Source organism: Hoylesella loescheii DSM 19665 = JCM 12249 = ATCC 15930, from assembly GCF_000378085.1.
GTDB classification, from domain to species: domain Bacteria; phylum Bacteroidota; class Bacteroidia; order Bacteroidales; family Bacteroidaceae; genus Prevotella; species Prevotella loescheii.
Map to the genome: position 1 here is coordinate 39,250 of NZ_KB899222.1, position 23,053 is coordinate 62,302.

A 23,053-nucleotide genomic window follows, 5' to 3' on the forward strand; every position below is an offset into this window, starting at 1 on the left:
TGCTCACCAATCGACCAAAAATAAGCGGCCAATCAAGAAGCTAAAAGCTCAAAAAAGAATGTATTAACAATGCTAACTAAACACTACGGATATGGCTGAATTAACACAATTGATAAAGCAGAATCGGTTTAAAGCCGCAGAAAACCTGCTGCGGAAAAAGCTCGAGCAGGAACCTGAGAACGTCTATTTCCTCGCCCAACTGGCAAATGCGCTTTGGAACCTCAATAAAGACGAGGAGGCATTGACCTATGCTGACAAGGCCAAAAGCATTTCTCCCACCTACCCACTGACGCTTTTTACCCGCGCCCGCGTTCTTGGCTCGTTGCACAAATTCGAAGCGTGTGCTGCCGAATGGGAGGAACTCATCAGCATGGGAGAAGCGGAAGTGGCGGAGAAAGGCTTTGGAAAGGGTTGGGCAAAGTCGGTGATTAACGATGCCCGATATTATAAAGCAGCCGCTCTGCAAGCCCTTTTCAGAGACAAAGAGGCACTCGCCCTGATGGAAGAACACCTAAGACATCGGGGCAAAGGCGTACAAAGCGACTTCACAAAGAAGGAGGCTACATTGCTATATAAAGAATTGAAATACAGCGATTTCAGACCTTACGTAAGCGAAACAGCCGATGGGTTCGCCACAAGCAAGCAAGACAAGCAGATCTTTAAAAGACTAAACGAACTGGAAGATGCCAAGCAATGGGATAAGCTGGTGCGTTATCTTAAAGATGTTTGCAAGCGGTATCACAGGGAGTATTACTACAAAACCTTGGTGTCTGAATACTGCATCAAGGCAAAAAACAAGGCCGATTGCCTTAAATATGCCGAAGAGGCCTTTGCACAAGAAACTAACGACCCACTTGTAAAGTACACATACGCCGTGGCATTGAAGTATTGTGGCCGAAATGAAGATGCCTTGGCGCAGTTCGAAGGCCTTGTTGCGCTAGGCCTAGACTACATCGCTTACTCGGAACATGGCGAAGGAATGCGCTGGGCTAAGAAAATTTTGCGGCATACGCAACGACATATCGAGGAAATTAAGCAAAAGGAAGAAACAGCAGAAAACCATTAAACACTAGCTACATGAGGTCATTTGTATTATTCATTTTCGTGTTTTAGCCTTAGCAATAGGTTGCAAGGGCGAAGAAAACAAGGCGGATTATCGCGAACTTCGCGACAGTTTGGCCAAGTTGGTGTCGCAAGGGGCGTTGCACAACGACTCTGCAATGATGTTGAGGGCATTGTCTTTGTCGGACAGTTTGTTGCGCATCGACACCACGCGCGCCAACAAATGGCATTGCTATTATCGTCGCGCCCTGGTTTTCAGTTGGTTAGGACGTGTCGAGGAGTTTATGGCTAACAGCGAGAAAGCATTTCTTTGTCTGCCAAAGAACAATCCAGACCGCCTGCTGTTCATGGCCTCGAAAGGTATGAGAGAACAGCAAATGACTCGGCCTGCCTTTATTTCGCGAGGCTGTTTGCGGTTTGCGACAGCGCGCTAAACAAGAAATTCGACGAGAACGTGGCCATCACGAAGATGAAAGGCATATACCTGCGCGACGGAAAGGAAAGGGCAAGGGCGTTTTTGGCAGAGCAAGTGAAGGCTCATCCCAAAAATACGCAACTGCGGAGCATGTTAGACGATTGGGCCGACATCGCCAATGGCTTCGATCAAGAACATACCATGCACTCCAAAAGCCCGTCTACCAGGCCTTAACCGCACACAAAAGGCGGTGGCGAAAGTCCCGCCTGTCGTGCGAAAGCAGAAACATAAGCAACTAAAAGCCCTAACTAAACAATGTGGATATGGACAAATTAAATCAACTAAGAAGGCAGAAGAAATATAGGGCAGCAAGTAATTTGCTACGGAAAATGTTGGAACAGGCACCCGAAAACGACTATCTGCTCGCACTAATGGCAAATGATTTGTGGGATGATTGTAAAAACGAAGAGGCACTCCAATATGCAGATAGAGCCAAGAAGTTTTGCCCAACAGACCCTTATGTGATTTATACGCGTGCCCGCGTGCTTTGGGCATTGGACAAAGACGAAGAGGCGATTGCCGAATGGGATAACATTCTGAATATGAGCGAACACGACTTGAAGAAAAGCGGGTATCGTCCAATATGGATTAAGACGTTTGTTAACGAGGCCAGATATTACAAAGCCCTTTCCCTTCGCGCGCTTTTCAGAGACAAGGAGGCATTCGCCCTGATGGAAGAACACCTGAAACATCGGGGCAAAGGCATACGTAGTGACTTCACAAAGAAGGAAGCTACGCTGTTTTATAAAGAGCTGAAGTACAGCTATCTCAATTCAGATGTGGATTATTCGGATGAAGGTTACGCCACCAGGCCACAGGCCCATCGAATAGGAAGGAGGATGGAGGCACTGGAAGATGCCAAGCAATGGGATAAGCTGGTGCGTTATCTTAAAGGTGTTTGCAAGCGTTATCCCAAGGAATATTATTTCCATGTGCGACTGTCTGAATACAGCAAGAAGGTTGGGAACAAGGCCGATTGCCTTAAATATGCCACAAACGCCTTTGCACAAGAACCCAACGATCCGTTGGTTAAATATAATTACGCCGTGGCGTTGATGTACTGTGGCCGAAATGAAGATGCCTTGGCGCAGTTCGAAGGCCTTGTTGCGCTAGGCCTAGACTACATCGCTTACTCGGAACATGGCGAGGGAATGCGCTGGGCTAAGAAAATTTTGCGGCATACGCAGCGGTACATCGACGACATCAAACAAGGTAAAGAACTTGGCAGGGGATAGGGATATCCCTTTGTCTGCACACGATGACGCAGCACGTTAGATATTAGTGGGACGGCTCGCGCGCGTGCGCATATATAATAAGGTGTAGGCATGTGGGGATAGTTCGAATATATCGTGCGTCCCATCTGACGACAAAGCGCAAAGCCATAAACAGTTGTTGACCAACTATTAATAAGGCATTTGGCCCTGCTTTAGGTTCTCATGTGGAGCCTCATCTATATGGCATTCATGCTACATGTAAACTATTACGCGAGTTCGGGACAAGAGATGTTCGCTATGCCAACTATCGCGTATCGCTAGTTGGCGAGACAACGATTCGTTTTTTATCTAATCTTATTCAAGAAAGCATCTTATTTTATCCCCTATTCACGTAACGTTTGATACCAGCTTGGCACGATCTAGACAGCTCGTTCCACAGTCTATCAACACCAACGACTCTACCTTTCGCCCTCCCAACGTCAGCTTTCATTCCCCACCCAATAAGCTCTTGTAGTGAGCTTTTTCAGCTCCCGCCTTGTTACAGTTAAGTTGGACTCCTGTTCCAGCTAAGTTGGAACGGTGTTCCAATTCAACTGGAACAGCATTCCGGATAACATGGAACAGCCGTCCAAAACATATTTAACACGGCGGTTAATATAATAATGCATCATCAGGGCTTAGAAAACGCCTCTCCAGAACAATGAAAATGCGAGCGACAGAATGGTGAATTGGCAAGTTGGGGATAAGTAGCCATGCCCCCTGAACAAGATTGGACAGGTAAGAAATGGCTTTCTCGCCAACTATCGCTACGCAACAAAAGGCATAACGATTGAGTTTTATCCCATCTCGCGTAACGATTACAAGTCGGGATTTGAAGCCTGCGCTGAGCCGTTTGTTGCCATATCCCTCACAAAACGGAGCCGAACGTCCATCACTGGATATCCGACTCCAACCAACAATTTAACTTTATACTTTTGACTAAGCTAACTTCTATATTCTATACTTTTTTAGCCACAACGATATTATTTAGTGTCAAGCGCTGACTTATGATCCAACTTGTTGGCTAAATGCAAGGGTTAGGCTCGCGCCTCACTGAATGAAAAGTATGAAAAAAACATTGTATTTATGAGTTCATTGTATATAATATGTGTTATTTATTGAGCGTTCGCGGAGAGTTCCTCAGTCTTTCCTCCGCTCAAACCATTGCTTTGCGAAGCGTTCTTTCAACACACCCACCCCTTTTTCTTCAAGCAAGCCACCTTGCATCACGAAGTAAGTTGCCGAATTGGGTGCTTCTTTCAATATCGGATGCTGGCGAAAAGGCCAATGCCCATATCTCTTTTGCTGGCTTTATGCCGTCGGCTATAGTCGTCTGAAGCATTTTATACCGCCTGTTTGGGGAAAGAACAAGGTTGCGGGGGTAACCTGATTAGATTAGGCACTTTTGTATTCGGGGTTAGATAGTTTTTTGATATTTACGAAAAGATCATGTCGTTTTCTTCGTGTCTTTGTTACCTATCCCGCACCTGAACTTGTTCTTCTCAACCGTGTGGGCTTTTATTCCCCCACCGTTTTATCGTCTATTTCACTGCAAATCTTTGTTTCTCGCCATCGTCTAGATGGCTTCTCTTTGCCCTATACTTGGCTGCTGGCGCTTCTAAATGCCGTTAGCCAGTTAAGGTAGAACAGATAGTGACAAGGAACAAGGTTGAAAAGTTGGCGGATTGACGAGTTGCGTTGCCCTCTATTCATCGATTTCCATACCATTCTGCACTATTGAGAGGTTGATGGATGAATAACCATTACCAATCAAAACTTAAACAAACAGGTTTCTCTCATCTTTCCGCCAACACTAAAACGATAGGGAAAGAAAGGCCGCCGGTAGAAAAACAAAACTAAACATACTATTCAAATCCACCTATGACAGCGACCTCCCGTCCATTCGACGTAACTTTCCCTATCCAGGGAATTACGTCTCACAACGTTTACCCTGTTGCGTCTTTAAAGTCAAATCCAGTTTATCAACCTACCGTTTCACAACGTGTCTCATGAAAATTCTTTTGTCACTCTATTCTCAAAGTTCAAAGTCGCTTTGTTCAACGACTTCTATTTGCAGTTCAACAATTTTCATTCTCGTTGGCCAGCTTTCAGGTTTTCACCTTCAATACTGTCCTTGTTATTATCGGGATGTTGTCTGCCCGACTTCATTCCCTTTTTCTTTTCCTTCTTCTTATGATCAAAAACCACACCCAAACGTCTGTCAACTTCTGCTTCCACCATTTCTTTAATGACTTCAAGAAGTTCCACCCGTTCGTCACATTGCCGCCTGTTGCTACTCTGTCGCTCAGGCAATGATGTGTCTCGTGGTTTCTTCATCGCTCCTTTTTTTATTCGAAGACAAAGTTAGACCTTTTCCCACAATGGTCGACTAGTAAAAACATACAATTTAATGACTTTTTTGCACACAAATCATTAACCGCAAATTGCACTTTCTTACACGCAAACGGTACTTTCATTCGATGAAATGGGCGTTTTTCAGTGACATGTTTACAATAATTATGTTTGGTTAAAATTTAAGAAAGAATAAAGATATTAGACTCTTTGCGTTACGAAAAAACGTTACTTTTAGTAGGTGTTTAGTATAATGATTATCGGGCTAGCCAGAGTTATCCGACTAGCCCGAGACTAATATTTAACCGATAATGGTAGGCCATCTGGCCAGCAACGTCCCATTTACCTAACCGTTAATGGGCATTCGTTTGCCACTATTCTTTCTGCCTTACATATTGGGTTGGCGTTATGCCACACACGTTTTTAAAGGCGCGAACAAAGTTAGAATAGTCGCTAAACCCGCAACGCTCGGCCACATCACGGAAGGACATGGCGGGATTTTTATCTATCAGCAGGCGCGCCTTACGTATCTTAACGCGCAAGATATAGCTCATGGGCGTGCATCCCGTAAGCGCCGAGAGTTTGCGATAGAACTGGCTGTAACTCATTCCCATTTTCTGGGCAACGACCATCACATCTACCTCGCTGCCGCCATTGAGCAACATGTACACCGCATCTGTAACCTTGTTGACAAAACGACGGTCGGCGTCGCTCTGCGGTTGTTCCTCTTCGCGGTCGTTTTCTTCCAGTTTGGCATACTTATCACGAAGCATACGCCGTTGTTCCAATAGCTTTTCAACCCGCATACGCAGTTCGTCGCGATTGAAAGGCTTAGAAAGATAAGCGTCGGCACCAGCTTCCAAACCCTTAACACGATCGTTTTCGGTAATCTTAGCCGTAACAACGATGATGGGGATATGACTTGTCACCTCGTTAGTCCTTATTCTTCGGCACACTTCCAGTCCGTCGATGCCAGGCATCATCAGGTCGGTTACAATCACGTCGGGCACCAATTGTTCGGCCTTTTCTAGTCCGTCTTGTCCATCGTGCGCATAAATAATGCCGTATTTATCTGATAGCTGCGACCCGATAAAGGCTGCAACGTCTGCATTATCGTCGATAACGAGCACTCGTCGTGCATCATCGTCAGTCAAATCAGCGCTCGTTGGCAGTTCTCCATCGGTAGGTAGCATGGGCAAAGGCATATCGAGCTGTTGCGGTTTCAAAGCTCCCGACGGCATGTGCGCTTGCTGAATGGCCACGTTAATATGGAAAACGGTGCCGTGCCCCATAGTGCTTTCCACGGTGATCGTGCCATGCACCGAGTCGATAATTTGCTTCACGAGGGCCAATCCCACACCTGTGCCAATCTTCGCACCATCGTTTTCGCCTTGATAGAAAGGCTCGAAGATGTGCGGAATACTCTCTGGCGGTATTCCCCTACCCGTGTCGCTCACGTCTACCAACAGTCTTTTGCCCTCGGTATGCACCTTAACGTGCACCGTTCCCGCTGTTGGCGTGTACTTAAAGGCGTTAGACAGCAGGTTGTTCATCACCTTATTCACGTAGTCGGGCACAAAGTCCATGCACACTTCATCGCAAAGGTCGGCCGTGAAGTTGATGTTTCGCATGCGGGCATATTCGCGATAGCTCTCGATGGTCATAGCTATTTGTGCCACGATGTTACCGTTTCGCCATTCGGGATCACCCACAGCCGACTTCATCTTTGAGATGTCGAGCAGCTGGTTGATAAGTGTTAGCAGGCTTGTGCCCTGCCTTTCGATGGTTCGAGATTTCTCGCGCGTTTCGTCGGGCACGTTCTTATCTTGCGAAATGGCCTGACTTAGTCCCAAGATAACCGTTAAAGGCGTGCGAAACTCATGCGTTATGTTGGTGAAAAAGTTCTCACGCAGGGCGCTCATCTTCTTTAACAGCAGGTGATTTCGCTTTCGCATCCGCCCCGTATATATCAAAGTGCCCAGCAAAAGCCCTAAAATCACGATCACTAATGTACCTGTATAGATGATGCCCGTTTTGGCTGTGCGTTCAGAAGCTAACTCCTCGCGCGCCTTACTTACCTTCTCGCCCTGAATATGACGTTCGATGTTTAGGCTAACGCTTTGTATTCGGTTCATCTTTTCAAGGTCTATCATGCTGTCTTGCATGGCACTGGCCGTCACATGCTGCTTCAACGCCTCGCGATAGTCACCTTGTCGTTCGTATAGGCGGTAATATTGGAAGTATATATCGGCCAAATGCTCCTTCGATTTTATCTTCTCGGCGATGGCCTTAGCCTTACTTAGGTTTTCGAAAGCGGTGTTGTAGTTGCCCGTAATATAGTCTATTTTCACCAGCGCAAGCAGCGGTTGCAGGGCATGCCATTCGTCTTTCGAGTCGCGTAGCTGTTCGTAGGCCATTTGGTATTCGGTATAAGCCTTATCGTATTGCTTCACATCCTGGTACAGTTCGCCATAAGCCGTGTGGCATAAGGCCACCCCCAGTTTACAGTCGGCACGTCTATTGCAAGCCATCGACTGCCTGTAATACGTCCAAGCACTGTCTATTTGCCCCCGATGTTTGGCCACCGAACCCAGATTGGCATAGTTGATGGCTTGGCCCACGTCGCTACCCAACTGGCGTTCGCCCCGCAAAGCCAGTCGCAACACGCTGTCGGCACGCCCGAAATTACCCAAGGTCATGTAGATATTACCCAGTCCGTTAAGCGATTTTACGTAGTTTTTCTTGGCCTGCCAACAGGTGTCGTCACATTCTTCGCTTAGTCGCAAGGCCCGAAAATGATAGGTTTGGGCGGCATCCATCACACCCAATCGGCGATAGTTGGTACCTAAATAGTTCAGCGCCAACACCCATTCGATGGTGTCGCCCAACGCTTCTGCCTGCTGCAAGCCCTTGCTATGCACCTTCAAAGACTCTTCAAATCGACTCTCGTCACGTAAAATCTTGCCCCATTCGCGCAGCGCAACCACGCTGCCTAGCTTGTTTCCATCCTTCTCCAGCTGTGCTTGCAGCTTTGACAAAGCCTCTACATCGTGCGCTTGAGCCACGATACTGTCGGCCTCACGCCGTTCTTGGGGCGTAATGCGGTGATGTCTGCCGTTGCAGGCAGCCAAGAGAAAAAGGGTTGGTAGTAAAATTAATGCCTTTCTAAGGCAAGAAACCATGCGCCAACATGGCCTAATATTGGTAGTAGTGTCATCCATAAGCGGTGAGATCGTTCTAATAAACCCGCTGCCAAAAGTAAGCCAAGCACGATGTTTAGCAACAAATGGCGCAACCAAACACAAGCGAAGACGCTGCCTCAACGAGCTATCGCCTTAACCTCCATTCAGTTCTGCTTGTGTATTTTTTGCAAAAATAGCATATTATTTAGACAAATGTAGCAATAATCTGTTAATAGATGTTCAGCGACAGGCAAACTTTGCATATCAACACGAACGCCAGAAGCGATGTAAACGAAAAACTTGGCCAGCCCCTTAACTTGTTGAATAAATAATCGTAACTTTGCGTGTGGTTATGGCGAGCGGACGAAACGCCCTGCCAAGAGGGATGAAGCAAACCGCGTCCGCACCGCAAACATACAAGGAAAAACGGCATTACCCATGCGCTACGTAGACGTTATATTGCCCCGCCCCTTAGAGGGATACTTCACCTATGCCATCTCCGACGAGTTGGCAGCGGGGGTGAAGCTGGGCATTCGTGTGCTTGTGCCGTTCGGTGCATCCAAAACTTGCACGGCCATGGCGGTGCGAGTACACGACGACAAACCGCAGTTCGACACCAAAGAGGTGCTGCAAGTTGTCGACACTACACCGATGTTGTTCCCTCAGCAGCTAGACCTCTGGCAATGGATTGCCCAATATTACATGGCACCCATTGGCGATGTGTACACCGCTGCATTGCCCGCAGGTCTCAAAGACGAAGAAGGATGGCAGCCTAAGACCGAAGTGTACGTGGCGCTGGCCGATAATTTTCAAACCGACAAGGCGCTAAACATCGCTCTCGACATGTTGCGCAGCGCGCGCCAACAACTGAAAGCGTTCACCCATTTTCTGCATCTCACCCACTGGGACACCTTAGAAAACAACCAAACGCAACAGCCTGTGGCCGAGATAACACGCGTAGAGCTGATGAACGTGAGTGGTGCAAGCAGCGCCACCATTAAGGCCCTAACCGACCGCGGACTACTCCGTATATATAATAAGGAGGTGGGACGCCTCAACACCAACGACATCGAGCCCCCCGAAAAGCCCAAACCGCTAAGCCCGGCACAACAAGAAGCCTACAACAACATCGTGTTCCAGTTTCTCAAAAAACGGGTGGTGCTGCTGCACGGCGTAACATCCAGCGGAAAAACCGAGGTGTATATACATCTCATCAACAAAGCCCTAGAAGAGAAAAAACAGGTGCTTTACCTGCTGCCCGAAATCGCATTGACCGTGCAAATGACAAACCGCCTGAAGCGGGTGTTCGGCCAACGTCTGGGCATTTACCATTCGCGATACAGCGATGCCGAACGTGTGGAGATATGGAAAAAGCAACTTTCCGCCTCGCCTTACGAGGTAATACTGGGCGCAAGAAGTGCCGTGTTCCTGCCTTTTCAACGTCTGGGGCTGGTCATCATCGACGAAGAACACGAGGGCAGCTTCAAACAGCAAGATCCCGCACCGCGTTACCATGCGCGTTCCACGGCTATCATGTTGGCCAACTATTATGGCGCGCAAACGCTTCTCGGAACGGCCACCCCCTCAACAGAGACCTATTACAACGCGCAAACAGGAAAATACGGCCTGGTGGAACTCACCACACGATATAAAGACATTGCCCTGCCCGAGATAAAGGTGGTAGACGTGAAAGACCTTCGTCGCCGTAAGCTGATGAACGGACCATTTTCGCCACCTCTTCTCTCCGCCGTTCGCAGTGCGTTAGAACGTGGCGAGCAGGTTATTCTGTTTCAAAACAGACGCGGATTTGCACCCATGATCGAATGCCACACATGCGGATGGGTGCCCAAATGCGACAATTGCGACGTATCGCTAACGTTGCATAAGAATATGAATCAGCTCACCTGCCACTACTGTGGCTTTACATACGCCGTGCCAACAAAATGCCCCAACTGTGGCGAAACCGACTTACGCGGTCGCGGTTATGGAACGGAAAAGATTGAAGACCAGTTTTCACAGCTGTTTCCCGAAGCCAAAATTGCACGTATGGACCTTGACACCACACGCACCAAAAACGCCTACGAACGCATCATACACGACTTTTCGCAGGGTCGGAGCAATGTGCTTATCGGCACGCAGATGGTTACCAAGGGGCTTGATTTCGACAAGGTGAGCGTGGTGGGCATACTCAATGCCGACGCCATGCTTAACTATCCCGACTTCAGGGCTTACGAACAGGCGTTCATGATGATGGCGCAAGTGAGTGGAAGGGCAGGCAGAAAAGGTAAGCGCGGACTGGTTTTGCTGCAAACAACATCGCCCGAACTGCCCGTCATTGGTCAGGTGGTGCGCAACGATTACCCTGCTTTCTACGCCGATTTGCAAGAAGAACGCCGACTGTTTAGGTATCCGCCGTTCTATCGTTTGGTGTATGTCTACCTGAAACACGCCAAAGAACAGGTGGCCGAAACAGCAGGAATAGAACTGGGTGGCAGACTTCGACAACTGTTTGGCGACCGTGTTTTGGGTCCCGATAAGCCTGCCGTGGCGCGCGTAAAAACACTACACATCCGCAAGTTGGTGTTAAAGCTAGAACCCTCACTCAGTGGCGAGCAGGTGCGACAATGTCTGCGATACGCCCACGCCGAAATGGCGAAAGATAAAAAATATGCTTCCCTACACGTGTTCTACGATGTAGACCCCCTGTAAGGGGAGCAGTTAAAGGACTTAAGGAGTTAAAGAGTTAAGCCAAAAGCTTGGTTGCAGAGTGGAGAAGACTCTCATTAACTCGTCAACTATAAAGATAAAAGGAGACCTAATCATGGCATCAACCATAAATAATAAGGCACATTGGTGGGAAGCAACCAAAGATTTGCTTACCCGCAACAAACGTGTGGAAGACAAAGAACTGCAAGAAGACTTCCTTAAATATATCTACGAGCAGGGTAAGACGATGACTCGCCAACAGGTAGACGAGGCCGCAAAAGACCTCCATACCAACCGCGAGGGCATGGCTGCCATTGTGGGTGCACTGGTTTTGGCGGGCGAACTGACTGCCAACGATGCGCTCACGCTCACCGAAAAGGGCTGCATGCACGCCCTTCGGCTTATTCGCGCCCATCGCATCTACGAACAATATCTGGCCGAACACTCAGGTTATGCGCCATCCGAATGGCACGAGCGGGCGCACCGTATGGAACACCGCATCACGCCCGACGAACAAGAGCGCATCGCTTCGTTGTTGGGCAACCCGCTTTTCGACCCTCATGGCGACCCCATCCCCACCCCTTCGCTGGCCGTTGCAGATAAAAGCGTAAGCGGCGAACCGATAGAAGCGCAAACATGGTGGTGCATTACGCATGTGGAAGACGACGACAAGCAGCTGTTTACGCTCATTGCCGAGAAGGGATTAACAAAAGATTCCGTCATCTTCATCACCCATATAGACAACCTCGCCATGATGTTCAACTACGAGGGCGAACGCTTCTCGCTGCCCATAACAGCCCTCGAAGCCATCAACATGCGCCCCGTAGCCGAGAACGAGCTGGCCAACTTGCCCGAAATTCATGCGCAAAGGCTCATCCATCTACAAGCGGGCGAACAGGCGCGCATAGTAGGCTTGTCGCCAGCATGCCGTGGAGCGCTTCGCCGACGTCTGCTCGACTTGGGCTTTGTCAAAGGTAGCGTGGTGAGCATCGACATGCCTAGCCCCATGGGCAACCCCATCGCATACGTTGTTCGCGGGTCGGCCATCGCGCTAAGGCACGAACAAGCCAAGTTCGTTCTTGTGCGCAAAGACATGGTTGAGGTAACGGAAGAAAAGCAATAATAAGTATTGCGAAACACTAGCGCTAGGCAGAAATACTGAATTTGCGGATAAAACATATAACCTTTTGTTTCTAAATGCGCATCAGTTTTTAGCATCAAAAACCGAGATGCACGCTCTTAGCTACACAAACCAACTGCTTGCAATGATGTAACCATACATATCACTCCTCTCTCCTCTTGGAGAGGGATTGGGGCGAGGCGCTATTTTGTAAATTAATCGGCATTTTCTTTAACATTATGAGCCACAGTTTTGCCCACCACTAGCCCACTTGCCTGCATATAATTGATTATTGAGCGCACTTGTTTGCATACAAACTGCATATTTCACAGAAAGCGCATCCATATCCGCATGAGAGTTATTGCCCATTTTTCCTTCTGCTTTCAGAAGGCATGATGTGAGAAATTACAAACCCTGTTTTATTCCTCTTCCTGTATATTCGTTAACCCGCCAACTCACCCAACACCTCCGCCACCTGCGCATATAGCATTGGTATTCAAGCCATTAAATGAAAACACATTCGTTATCCGATTTGCTTTGGCATCCCTTTCACAAAGAAAGCACCTCCCAATTTGCATGCCTCAACATGCCATTTTCTGGTTATCGATAGCGCTCTTTATGCTTGGATTTGCAGTAAAATATAAACTATAACACCGTTCCATGTCATTTGGAACATCATTCCATATCATCTGGAACACCCTTCCACATCATCTGGAACAATGTTACATGTTAGTGAAACCCAATCAAAAGATGCTAGAACTGCATGTAAAAGGATAATTAAAAAAGGGGGAAAAGAGAATAAGAAATGAATATATACGTAAGTTCGGGATAAGAAACGATGCTGTTTTGAGCAAGATTAGATAAAAAACGAATGGCTATATCACCAACTACCGCGTAGCGGTAGTTGGCATAACGAGCTTCTCTTATCCCGAACTCGCGTAATATATGCACAATAAGCACATCCGTTTTGGATAAAAAACAACACATCGATAGGCGATGTACATGCGAGTTGCGTTATGCAAACTGGCGCATAACAGTTGGCGCAGCGGATGCTCGCTGCACCTTACTCTTCACGATAATACACTCGCCAACAACTAATTAGCACTTAACCGCGTCTTTATTACAGCCCATTTGTCCATCAACCAACCCACCATCATTTTCGATTTTAACTCTTCTAGAATGGCAGAAGGAGAGAAGCACGTTTTGTAAAGAATATCTACCACAATTAACAAACCTGCCATTTAGCAAACATTCATCTGCAAACAAATCACCTGCAAAACGATTGGGGTTCAATCACCATTTAGTCACTTGCAGAAGTTTGGCGGTAAAGGGCATAGCCCGAACATAAAAAGCCTAAGGCCTTCGGTCTAGCTTGACCACAAATTAGCCTAGGTAGGGTAGCCCGCTTTCTTCGCAATCCTACCCTAACAAAAGACCAGCCGCTACGCGGTGGTTGGCGAGATAGCTATTTCTTAACCCATCTAGTCCTGTTAAAAAAGCATTGGCTCTTATCTCGCACTCATGGTCATATATTCCACAATCTATCTGGTTTAGCTACGAACTTCGGTTTTCGTTCCCTTTGGCAGAAGCATCCACCTCTGCAAGCAGCTTTGTTTTACGTGCAATAAAGCTGATAACACAAACAATAAGGAATCCAATTGCACTCCATCCCCAAGCCGTAATGACGTTGTTGAACGTCCATTTGGGAACAAGAATGACGGCATTAATCCCCAACATACAAATGAAAGTAAACATAATAACTTCTAGCTCCCCCTTCTTAGTAAAGGGCCTGTCGAAAAGATAGGCTAACACACAAAACGCCATACTCTCATATCCAAACGACTCTGCTTTTGGAATGTGGTTCAAATAAATGAAAAGGCCCATACCCAAGAGTAGCATCACGCCTAGGGTCACAAAAATAATCTTACCACTTTTCTTCATTTTTTCATCCATTAAGTTTCACATACGCTAGTCAACACCGCTATTGCCATGGTCCATGGCGGTGCATATCGCAAAGTTAAGTAAAAAGAAACGGACGTCAAAGACTTTGTAAAGGAAATATTTACTATGAATGAAAAAAAGCGGAAAGAAATAAAAGGAAGGAACAACTTCGTTGCGCAGTTCTAAAGTAAAATGAGCTATTCTCTTCTCATTTACTTTCAGCTATAAAATAGGCGAAAACAAAAGGAGTAAGATATCTTAACTAACGAATTAACAAGTTGAAAGACAATAGCTGTCACGATTTTCCAAAATTTAGTGTATCTTTGTGTTTATGTTATAATAATTACGATGAGCACGATTTTCACAATAGGAATATTTCTCTCGCTGTTTCTGGCAGTATTGCTGTTCACTAAAAAGCACAGAATACTGTCGGACACTATTCTTGGCATCTGCCTAACAAGCATAAGCATCTACCTACTGAACTATTACCTGAATTATTTAGGCTATTGGCATAAGTATCCGCATCTAGTTGGGGCCACACATCCCTTTCCCTTGCTTTATGCACCCTTTATTTACCTCTATGTTGTTGTGAACTTACGCAAGGAACAGCGATTTAAATGGAAAGACATTCTGCACTTTTTGCCTTTTATACTCACTTATGTTAGCATGTTTCCCTTTCTCTTCGGCTATTCGGCTGCCGAAAAAGCCATGCTAGACGAGGAAGGTTTCAATAGTCCTTTCCGTTACTTCTTCATGTTTTCTTTTATAGAATACCTGATTGTAAGTGCGGTATATCTAGTGCTGACCTATATCAAAATCTATCATTATCAACGCGTCATCAAGAACAACTTTGGCTACAACGAAGGCATTAGCTTATGGTGGTTGCTTATGCTGCTCGATGGTTTCGTCATCATATATGGTGCGATAAGCATTATTTATGTGGTGCAGTTTGAGTTGGATATTAACCTTGGCTTTAAAGCAGAACTAATACCCTACGCGCTATTCGTGGTGTTTGTAGCCTTCATTGGCTTTTTTGGCATCAGATATCAAGGGATATTTACCACCGAAAAGACAAAAAACATTGAACTGGTTGAGCCACAGGAGGAGAACAAATACCAAAAATCGGGACTAAAAGACGCTGAAGCAGAGGCCCTGCACCAACAGATGTGCTCGCTTATGGAGAAAGAAAAGCCTTATCTTGAACCCAAACTCTCGCTGGGACAATTAGCCGAGATGCTAGGGGTTGCTGCCAATAAGCTGTCGCAAGTTATCAATCAATACGAAGAAAAGAACTTTTACGACTTCGTAAACGGCTATCGTGTGCAAGAGTTTATTGTGCGCGCTCAAAACGATAAGAATAAAAACCTGAGCTTGCTTGGCATCGCTTACGGGTCGGGCTTTAACTCAAAATCATCGTTTAACCAAGTTTTTAAGAAGTTTATGGGCGAGACGCCCACATCGTATCTTAGAAAAGGCGCGTAAGTTAGAGGTTGAATGCACGTGTTACATCTTTGTGTTAACTTGTTCATTCATGAACTTTCCAACCGACAAACAACCTTGTCAACTGGCTCATTCGTCAGCTTATCTACCGACAAAAACACGTCCAAACGCTCACATTTAAAAGTTCGGACGTTCTTTTTTTACACCACCTTAATAACGCACAAACAATTGATTAACAAACAAATACAAGTATAGACGCTTCATAAATACGTCCAATCCCTCACGCTTGGGCGATGCATATCGTTTTTTATTGCAACTTTGCATCAAAACTTAAAATGTAAACGCAATGAAAAAGTTATTGAACATCATCCTTTGCATCGCGCTTCCAATCATGGCAAACGCACAAGAGCTAGGACAAACCCTTAAAGGAAAAGTAACAGATCAAGCTACCCGCGAACCTTTAATTGGTGCAACGATAGTTGTAGAAGGTGCTGACCCCGCAGTAAGTGCAACAACCGACGAGGCCGGAAACTTTACCCTTAAGGAGCTTCCAGTAGGTCGTGTTACCTTACAAGTTTCGTATATAGGTTATGAAAAACGCTCAATCCCTGAAGTGATGATAACTTCGGGTAAGGAAGTTGTGCTAGACATCACCCTTAAAGAATCGGTAACCCAAATGAAAGGAGTGGAAATCGTGGCTGGCATACGTAAGGAAAAAGCCCTTAACCCAATGGCCATAGTGAGCGCCCGAAGCTTCTCGGTAGAGGAGACACAGCGTTATGCAGGCGGCTTGAACGACCCCGCTCGCCTCGTTTCGGCATACGCAGGCGTGGCAGCAGGCAATCTTCAAGACAACTCCATCGTTGTGCGCGGAAATTCGCCACAAGGTGTGTCGTGGAGATTGGAAGGCGTAGAAATCCCCGCCCCACATCACTTTGCTGGCGGAAACATTGTTGGTGGCGGTCTTATTACGCTGTTCAGCAATCAGGTATTATCTAATTCGGACTTCTTCACGGGTGCTTTTCCCGCGGAATATGGCAATGCACTATCGGCAGTATTTGATGTAAGGATGCGCACTGGCAACCCTTCTAGACATGAACACACAGCACAAATAGGCGTGTTAGGCCTCGATTTCGCTTCGGAAGGTCCGTTATCGCGTTCAAAAGGTTCGTCGTATCTCTTCAACTACCGATATTCAACCCTTGGATTGCTCAACGATTTGAACATCAACAAAACAAAACAGCGCATCAGATACCAAGACCTCTCGTTTAATTTCACTTTCCCCACCAGGCGTGCAGGTACATTCTCGCTTTGGGGTATTGGTGGAATAGACGGCACAAAAAAGGAAGCCCTTACCGAGAAAGACAAATGGGAAACCGACATGGACCGCATTAAGAACAACTGGGACATGTATGTGGGAGCTGCGGGGCTAAGGCATCGCATTACGAGTGGTAACACATTCATTGAGTCGAGCTTATCGGCGTCGGGCACGAACAACAAGATCACGACCGACCTGCTGGGTAAAGACCTGACCACCTATACGCCCGACAGCAAACTGAAAAGTCAAAACGGAACGCTGTCGCTATCTTCGGCCTTCACACATAAGTACTCTCCGATGGCCACTTTAAAGGCCGGGGCTAGCTACAAGCACCTGTTCTACAAGTATAACCTAAGTGCAGCCCAAGATTATGACCCCTCTACATACGCCTTATTGGCAAATTCGACAGGGAATACACCACTTGTTGAAGCGTTCGCACAATTCAAGTACAACCTTACCCCTTCTCTATTGGCAAACGTTGGGGTGCATACCGAATACTTCGGAATCAACAAAGAGCTATCCATCGAACCACGCATAGCCCTTCAATGGAACATAAACGATGCACATAGCCTGAGTCTTGGCTATGGAAAGCATTCGCGCCCTGAGAGTTTGGATGTGTATATGCTAAATGTTGGAGGTGAACAACCCAATCGAAACTTGAAACTATCGAAAGCCCATCATTTCGTATTGGGTTACGATTGGTTGTTAACGCCACACCTGCGCCTTAAAGCCGAAGCATATTATCAACACCTTTACGATGTCCCTGGCGAAGTAGGCAGTTCGTATTCGCTGATCAACTACACCCGAATTTTCTCGCTCAACAAGGCGCTTGTAAACAATACCACGGGGCGTAACTATGGTCTAGACCTCACCCTCGAACGCTTTATGCACAACCATTACTATTATCTCTTAACGGCCTCGCTGTTCAATTCCACTTACAAAGCAGGCGATGGCTTATGGCGCAACACCCGTTATAATAAGCAATACGCAGTGAACGCCCTGTTTGGAAAAGAGTTCTTCTTCAAGAATAACCGAAAGGTGTTAGACGTAAATGCACGCGTAAGCGTTACGGGAGGTGAGCGTTTTACGCCTTATCTAGAAGCGGAATCGATTGCCAAAGAGCGTGTGATTTACGACGACAGTCGTGCATTTGAGAGCTCAATGCCTGCTTTAGTGTATGCAGACCTCACCGTAAACTACCGCATCAACCATCGCAAGAGTTCGAGCGTGTTCTCTTTCCAAATGAAAAATGTATTGGGTTCGCCTATCTACATTGAGCACAATTACAACTATAAGACCAAACAGATACAGCTGAGCAAGGCTACATTTATTATTCCTAACATCAGTTATAGAATAGAATTTTAAATAAACGGCATTCTTATGAAAACAGCATATAAGCCCCTAACGTTCTTTACGTTGTCACTTATCTTGCCTTGGGCGCTGTGGTTTATCGTGGCCTATTGGAGTCATCAGCCCATATCGCCTTCGCCCTGGTGGCATATCACCCTGGAATTGGCAGGCTTATTAACGCCCATTGTTGTGGCAGCAATCTTATTTATGCGCAATAAGGCATTGCTTGCCGACCTCCATCAGCGGTTCATTGGTAAGGGTTTGCTCTGCAATCGGTATTTTTGGATAGCCGTTCTTTTGCCGCCACTCTCCATTGTGGTGGCTCAAATCCTCTCTCTTGGCGTAGGTCATGGCCTCGAACAATTCTACATATCGGGTCAACCAACTTTCTCGTCTGCTCCCCTTTCGGCATGGTTTGTACTTTGTTTTGCACCCGTAGCCGAGGAGTTGGCATGGCACACGTACGGCACCGACGCCTTACGCCAACGCTATACGCTCTTTACCACGTCGGCCATTTTCACCATTTACTGGGGCTTATGGCATCTACCCCTTTTCTTTATAAAGGATTATTATCAAAGCAACATACAGGCAGAGGGGTGGATATACACGCTCAATTTCTTTGTAAGTCTGTTTACCTTCACCTTTATCATTAACTGGCTGTACTTCAAGTCGGGTCGTAATGTGATGGTAGCTATCGTCTTTCACTTGGTTGCGAATGTTTCCAACGAGATATTTGCTACCCACCCAGACAGTAAAGTGATACAAACGGCACTGTTCTTTGTGCTTCTAGGATGCATATTGAAAAAGGAAAAGGTGTTGTTCTTTAAGCCGTAGAACGGGGGAAAGAAGCCTACCATAATCGCCATCGCCTATCACCATTGCTAGGTATAGCAACAAAACTGGGGAGAAAAGTAGCACGCTAATTGCCATAAAAATGGTAACTTTGCAGATGGCTACAACTAAGGCAATGTCTATAACAAAAGATAACGCCAAGCCAAAACTACAATAACGATTATGCCCAACAAACAAAATACATCTCCCTGTGACGTTTGCCCCAAGGCAGCGATGCACAGTTTGCAACGGCGCGGTGCGCAAGCGGGCGGCGAACGCTACGTTGTGGCATTGGCCGGAAACCCCAATACGGGCAAGAGCACGGTGTTTAACGCCCTTACAGGACTGAAACAACACACCGGAAACTGGCCTGGAAAGACCGTGGGAAAGGCCGAAGGCTACTTCGCTTACCAAGGCGAAGGCTACCGCATCGTTGACCTTCCAGGCACTTACTCGCTCTCGTCGACTTCGGAAGACGAGGAAATTGCTCGCGACTTCATCCTCTTCGGACAGCCCGACGTTACGGTGATGGTGGCCGATGCCACCCGACTGGAACGCAACATGAACCTTATCTTGCAGGTGTTGCAGATTACCGACAAGGCCGTGCTGTGCGTTAACCTGCTCGACGAGGCCAAACGAAACAAGATAGACATCAACCTTAACGCCCTTTCGCGCCGTCTGGGCATCCCCGTTGTGGGGGCCTCGGCCCGTTCGGGGCAAGGTATCGACCTGCTTTTAGAGCGTATGCGCCAAGTGGCAGAGGGCGAATACAAGTGCAAACCCCACCGCTCTACCAACCTTCCGCCACATGCCGCGCAGCATGTCAAGGAGTTGGCGCGCAAAATAGCCGAGACACACCCCGACATTTCCAACGCCGAGTGGATTGCTTTCAGGCTAATCGAGGGCGACACAAGCGTGAAAGAGCGTTTCGGAAACGCCGAACTGAACGCACTTGCCGAAAAATTGCTGCTCGAAATAGGCAGTAACTTCCACGACCTGTGGGTGGAAGACATCTACACACAAGCGGGACAGATTTGCAGCGAGGTGGTTACGCAGGGCAACCAACGCGGACGGCTGCCGCTAGACGTTAAACTCGACCGCATACTAACCCACCGCATCTGGGGTTTCCCCATCATGTTGGCCTTGCTGTGTGGCGTGTTTTGGCTCACCATCATCGGCTCTAACTATCCTTCCGACTGGCTCAACCAACTGTTGGTGGGCATCATGCACCCAGCCATACACGATGCTTTCGTGTCTATGCACGCCCCGTGGTGGCTCACGGGTTTGCTTGCAGATGGCGTTTACCTGGCCACGGCATGGGTGGTATCGGTGATGTTGCCGCCTATGGCCATTTTCTTCCCCCTCTTCACCTTGCTCGAAGATTTCGGCTATCTGCCTCGCGTGGCCTTCAATCTCGACGAATTGTTTCGCCGTTCGGGCGCGCACGGCAAGCAGGCCCTAACCATGAGCATGGGTTTTGGCTGCAATGCGGCCGGCGTAGTGTCTACACGCATCATCGACAGCCAACGCGAACGGCTCATTGCCATCATCACCAACAACTTTTCGCTATGCAATGGCCGCTGGCCCACACAGATATTGTTGGCCACGCTGTTTATCGGCGCAGCCGTTCCTGCACGATATAGCAGCATGGTTTCGCTGGTAGCGGTGATGACGGTGGTGCTTATGGGCGTTGGTTTCATGTTCGGCAGTTCGTGGCTGCTGTCGCGAACCATCCTTCGCGGCGAGGTTTCCACCTTCCATCTCGAACTTCCACCCTATCGTCCGCCCCAGTTTTGGCAAACGCTTTACACCTCTATCATCGACCGCACACTGATTGTGCTGTGGCGTGCCCTTGTGTTTGCCGCCCCGGCAGGCGCATTGATATGGCTTTGCTGCAACATCCACGTGGCCGATGCCACCATTGCCCAGCACCTTATATCGCTACTCGACAAGCCCGGATGGCTGATGGGGCTGAACGGCGTGATACTTCTTGCCTACGTGTTGGCCATTCCCGCCAACGAGATTGTTATACCAACGGTAATGATGCTGACGATGCTTGTGTTGGGACAAAGCGACATGGGCGCAGCTGGCGTGCTGATGGAAGGCACCGAACAACAAACCAAACAAATACTGCTGTTGGGCGGATGGAACATGCTGACGGCCGTTTGCCTGATGGTTTTCTGCCTATTGCATCACCCTTGTTCCACCACTATCTACACCATTTATAAGGAAACGAAGAGTGCCAAATGGACCATCGTGGCCACGTTGTTGCCCTTAGCCCTAGGTGTTGTAATGACTACGCTCATCGCAACCGTATGGAGAATGGTGGAGGGATGAGTGTTAAGTTGGTAAGTTTTTGAGTTGATGAGTTGGTAAGTTTTTGAGTTTTTAAGTTCTTGAGTTTATAAGTTCTCAACTCTGCGTTAGGAATTATAGCGCAAACAAGTACTGATAAAAGGCTTGTAAACTAAGAAACTCGTAAACTCAAATACTCACCAACTTATAAACTAACAAGCTCAGCAACTCAACTAACAGCTCAGAAACTCATAAACTCAAAAACTCACCATCTCAAATAACAACTTATAAGCTTATAAACTCAAAAACTCACCGCCTCAAAAACATGTCTTCTAACATCACAACAAAAGCTAAGGCGTTTTTTGCCAAACCCATTTTTCACGACCGCCGCACCATCCTTTGGCTATGGCTTGCACTGTCGGTGATTGCCGCCGTGCTGAAATACAACCACACCGACAATAATTTCCGCATTTTCCGAGGCGTGTTTTGGCACACATTGCAAGGCACATCGCTCTACACGGAGTATCCTGCCGAATACTTCGACGTGAACCACTACGGTCCGTTTTTCTCGCTCGTGGTGGCTCCTTTCGCGCTAATGCCCATACCCGTAGGCTTGATTTTCTGGTGCATCGCCCTCTCGCTGACCCTCTATTTCGCTGTAACGCGGAGCACATTCAGCAGTTGGCAGCAGATGTTCGTGCTTTGGTTCTGTTCCGAAACACTGCTCACGTCGCTCTTCATGCAGCAATTCAACATCGCCATTGCCGCCATCATCATCGCCTGTTATGCCTTGATAGAGAAAGAACGCGACTTTTGGGCGGCGTTCCTCATCGTGCTTGGCACCTTCGTTAAACTCTATGGCATCGTTGGTTTGGCGTTTTTCTTCTTCTCGCGACATAAGGGCAAATTCGTGTTATCACTGTTGTTCTGGGGCGTTGTGTTGTTCGTTGCACCCATGATTATCAGTAGTCCGGCCTACGTAGTGAGCCAATACCACGAGTGGTTTGTGTGTTTGGTTGAGAAAAACGGTGAAAACCTGGCCTCGGTGGCGCAAAACATCTCGGCATTGGGCATGGTTAGGCGCGTGTTGGGCAATTCCGAATACTCTGACCTTTGGCTGCTTGGCCCCGCCCTTGTGCTTTTCGCCCTACCTTATCTGCGCATCAAACAATGGCGCAACGAGGGTTTCCGCATGACTTTACTAGCCTCGGTATTGCTTTTCACGGTGCTTTTCAGTACGGGAAGCGAGTCCAGCTCGTACATCATCGCCATTAGCGGTGTGTGCGTATGGTATTTTGCAGCCCCATGGCAACGTGGCAAGGCCGACATTTGGCTGCTTGTCTTCGTTTTCATGTTGTCGAGCATGGGCTCGTCCGACCTTTATCCGCGCGTAATCAAGCGCGAATACATCCAAGCCTACTCGCTCAAAGCCCTGCCCTGCCTTATCGTTTGGCTGAAACTTTGCTGGGAAATGATGGTAAAGAATTATGAGCCTCACCCCCAACCACTCTCCAAAGAACAGGGAGAATAACGTGCCTTGCTGCTTTGACAGCAAGGTTTTGGCTGGTTACAAGATAAAAATACTGCGGAGATATCGTGTTATCCCATCAATGTTCTACGTGAATTCGGGATAAGATACGAAGCATTTTGAGAAAGATTAGATAAAAAACGAATAGCCCTATCACCACCAACCGCTACGCGGTAGTTGGCATAACGAATTTTTCTTAT

Annotated in this window: 14 protein-coding genes and 1 pseudogene; 11 read left to right on the plus strand and 4 right to left on the minus strand. The window is 47.4% G+C overall.

Features of this window, described 5'->3' with window-relative positions:
* The first annotated feature begins 91 nt into the window (after positions 1-91).
* The 4 genes from F453_RS0111730 to F453_RS0111740 all read left to right on the plus strand — a co-directional run bounded on the left by F453_RS0111730 (position 92) and on the right by F453_RS0111740 (position 2,772).
* Positions 92-1,066 (plus strand): tetratricopeptide repeat protein, encoded by a 975-nt coding sequence (locus tag F453_RS0111730; RefSeq protein WP_018968186.1) that lies wholly within the window; start codon positions 92-94, stop codon positions 1,064-1,066.
* A gap of 154 nt (positions 1,067-1,220) precedes the next feature.
* Positions 1,221-1,496 (plus strand): hypothetical protein, encoded by a 276-nt coding sequence (locus F453_RS15730; RefSeq protein WP_154650702.1) that lies wholly within the window; start codon positions 1,221-1,223, stop codon positions 1,494-1,496.
* A 35-nt stretch (positions 1,497-1,531) separates the two neighbouring features.
* Positions 1,532-1,711 carry a hypothetical protein gene (locus tag F453_RS15735; RefSeq protein WP_148295838.1) on the plus strand — a complete coding sequence of 60 codons (180 nt, stop codon included), beginning with the start codon at positions 1,532-1,534 and terminating at the stop codon, positions 1,709-1,711.
* An 89-nt stretch (positions 1,712-1,800) separates the two neighbouring features.
* Positions 1,801-2,772, plus strand: coding sequence for a tetratricopeptide repeat protein (locus F453_RS0111740; RefSeq protein WP_025790092.1), 972 nt, complete (start codon positions 1,801-1,803; stop codon positions 2,770-2,772).
* A 458-nt stretch (positions 2,773-3,230) separates the two neighbouring features.
* Here the strand turns inward: F453_RS0111740 and F453_RS16330 are convergent.
* The 3 genes and pseudogenes from F453_RS16330 to F453_RS0111755 all read right to left on the minus strand — a co-directional run bounded on the left by F453_RS16330 (position 3,231) and on the right by F453_RS0111755 (position 8,273).
* Positions 3,231-3,422: pseudogene (locus tag F453_RS16330) on the minus strand (hypothetical protein).
* Between the two features lie 1,456 nt (positions 3,423-4,878).
* Positions 4,879-5,127 (minus strand): hypothetical protein, encoded by a 249-nt coding sequence (locus F453_RS0111750; protein WP_018968191.1) that lies wholly within the window; start codon positions 5,125-5,127, stop codon positions 4,879-4,881.
* Between the two features lie 389 nt (positions 5,128-5,516).
* On the minus strand, positions 5,517-8,273 hold the full coding sequence (locus F453_RS0111755; protein ID WP_018968192.1) for a hybrid sensor histidine kinase/response regulator transcription factor: 2,757 nt from the start codon (positions 8,271-8,273) through the stop codon (positions 5,517-5,519).
* A gap of 489 nt (positions 8,274-8,762) precedes the next feature.
* Here F453_RS0111755 and priA point away from each other — a divergent pair, with 489 nt between their 5' ends.
* Positions 8,763-11,033 carry a replication restart helicase PriA gene (gene priA / locus F453_RS0111765; RefSeq protein WP_018968194.1) on the plus strand — a complete coding sequence of 757 codons (2,271 nt, stop codon included), beginning with the start codon at positions 8,763-8,765 and terminating at the stop codon, positions 11,031-11,033.
* A 112-nt stretch (positions 11,034-11,145) separates the two neighbouring features.
* Positions 11,146-12,153 carry a metal-dependent transcriptional regulator gene (locus tag F453_RS0111770; protein ID WP_018968195.1) on the plus strand — a complete coding sequence of 336 codons (1,008 nt, stop codon included), beginning with the start codon at positions 11,146-11,148 and terminating at the stop codon, positions 12,151-12,153.
* Between the two features lie 1,551 nt (positions 12,154-13,704).
* Here the strand turns inward: F453_RS0111770 and F453_RS0111780 are convergent.
* Positions 13,705-14,103: a hypothetical protein gene (locus F453_RS0111780; protein ID WP_018968197.1), complete on the minus strand. Its 399-nt coding sequence runs from the start codon at positions 14,101-14,103 to the stop codon at positions 13,705-13,707.
* A gap of 336 nt (positions 14,104-14,439) precedes the next feature.
* Here F453_RS0111780 and F453_RS0111785 point away from each other — a divergent pair, with 336 nt between their 5' ends.
* The 5 genes from F453_RS0111785 to F453_RS0111810 all read left to right on the plus strand — a co-directional run bounded on the left by F453_RS0111785 (position 14,440) and on the right by F453_RS0111810 (position 22,856).
* Positions 14,440-15,573, plus strand: a complete 1,134-nt coding sequence (locus tag F453_RS0111785; RefSeq protein ID WP_018968198.1) for an AraC family transcriptional regulator — start codon at positions 14,440-14,442, stop codon at positions 15,571-15,573.
* 304 nt (positions 15,574-15,877) lie between these two features.
* Positions 15,878-18,214 (plus strand): TonB-dependent receptor, encoded by a 2,337-nt coding sequence (locus F453_RS0111795; protein WP_018968200.1) that lies wholly within the window; start codon positions 15,878-15,880, stop codon positions 18,212-18,214.
* Between the two features lie 15 nt (positions 18,215-18,229).
* Positions 18,230-19,033: a CPBP family intramembrane glutamic endopeptidase gene (locus F453_RS0111800; RefSeq protein WP_018968201.1), complete on the plus strand. Its 804-nt coding sequence runs from the start codon at positions 18,230-18,232 to the stop codon at positions 19,031-19,033.
* A 180-nt stretch (positions 19,034-19,213) separates the two neighbouring features.
* Positions 19,214-21,367, plus strand: coding sequence for a ferrous iron transport protein B (gene feoB / locus F453_RS0111805; protein WP_025790094.1), 2,154 nt, complete (start codon positions 19,214-19,216; stop codon positions 21,365-21,367).
* A 283-nt stretch (positions 21,368-21,650) separates the two neighbouring features.
* Positions 21,651-22,856, plus strand: coding sequence for a glycosyltransferase family 87 protein (locus F453_RS0111810; RefSeq protein WP_018968203.1), 1,206 nt, complete (start codon positions 21,651-21,653; stop codon positions 22,854-22,856).
* Positions 22,857-23,053: the final 197 nt, after the last annotated feature.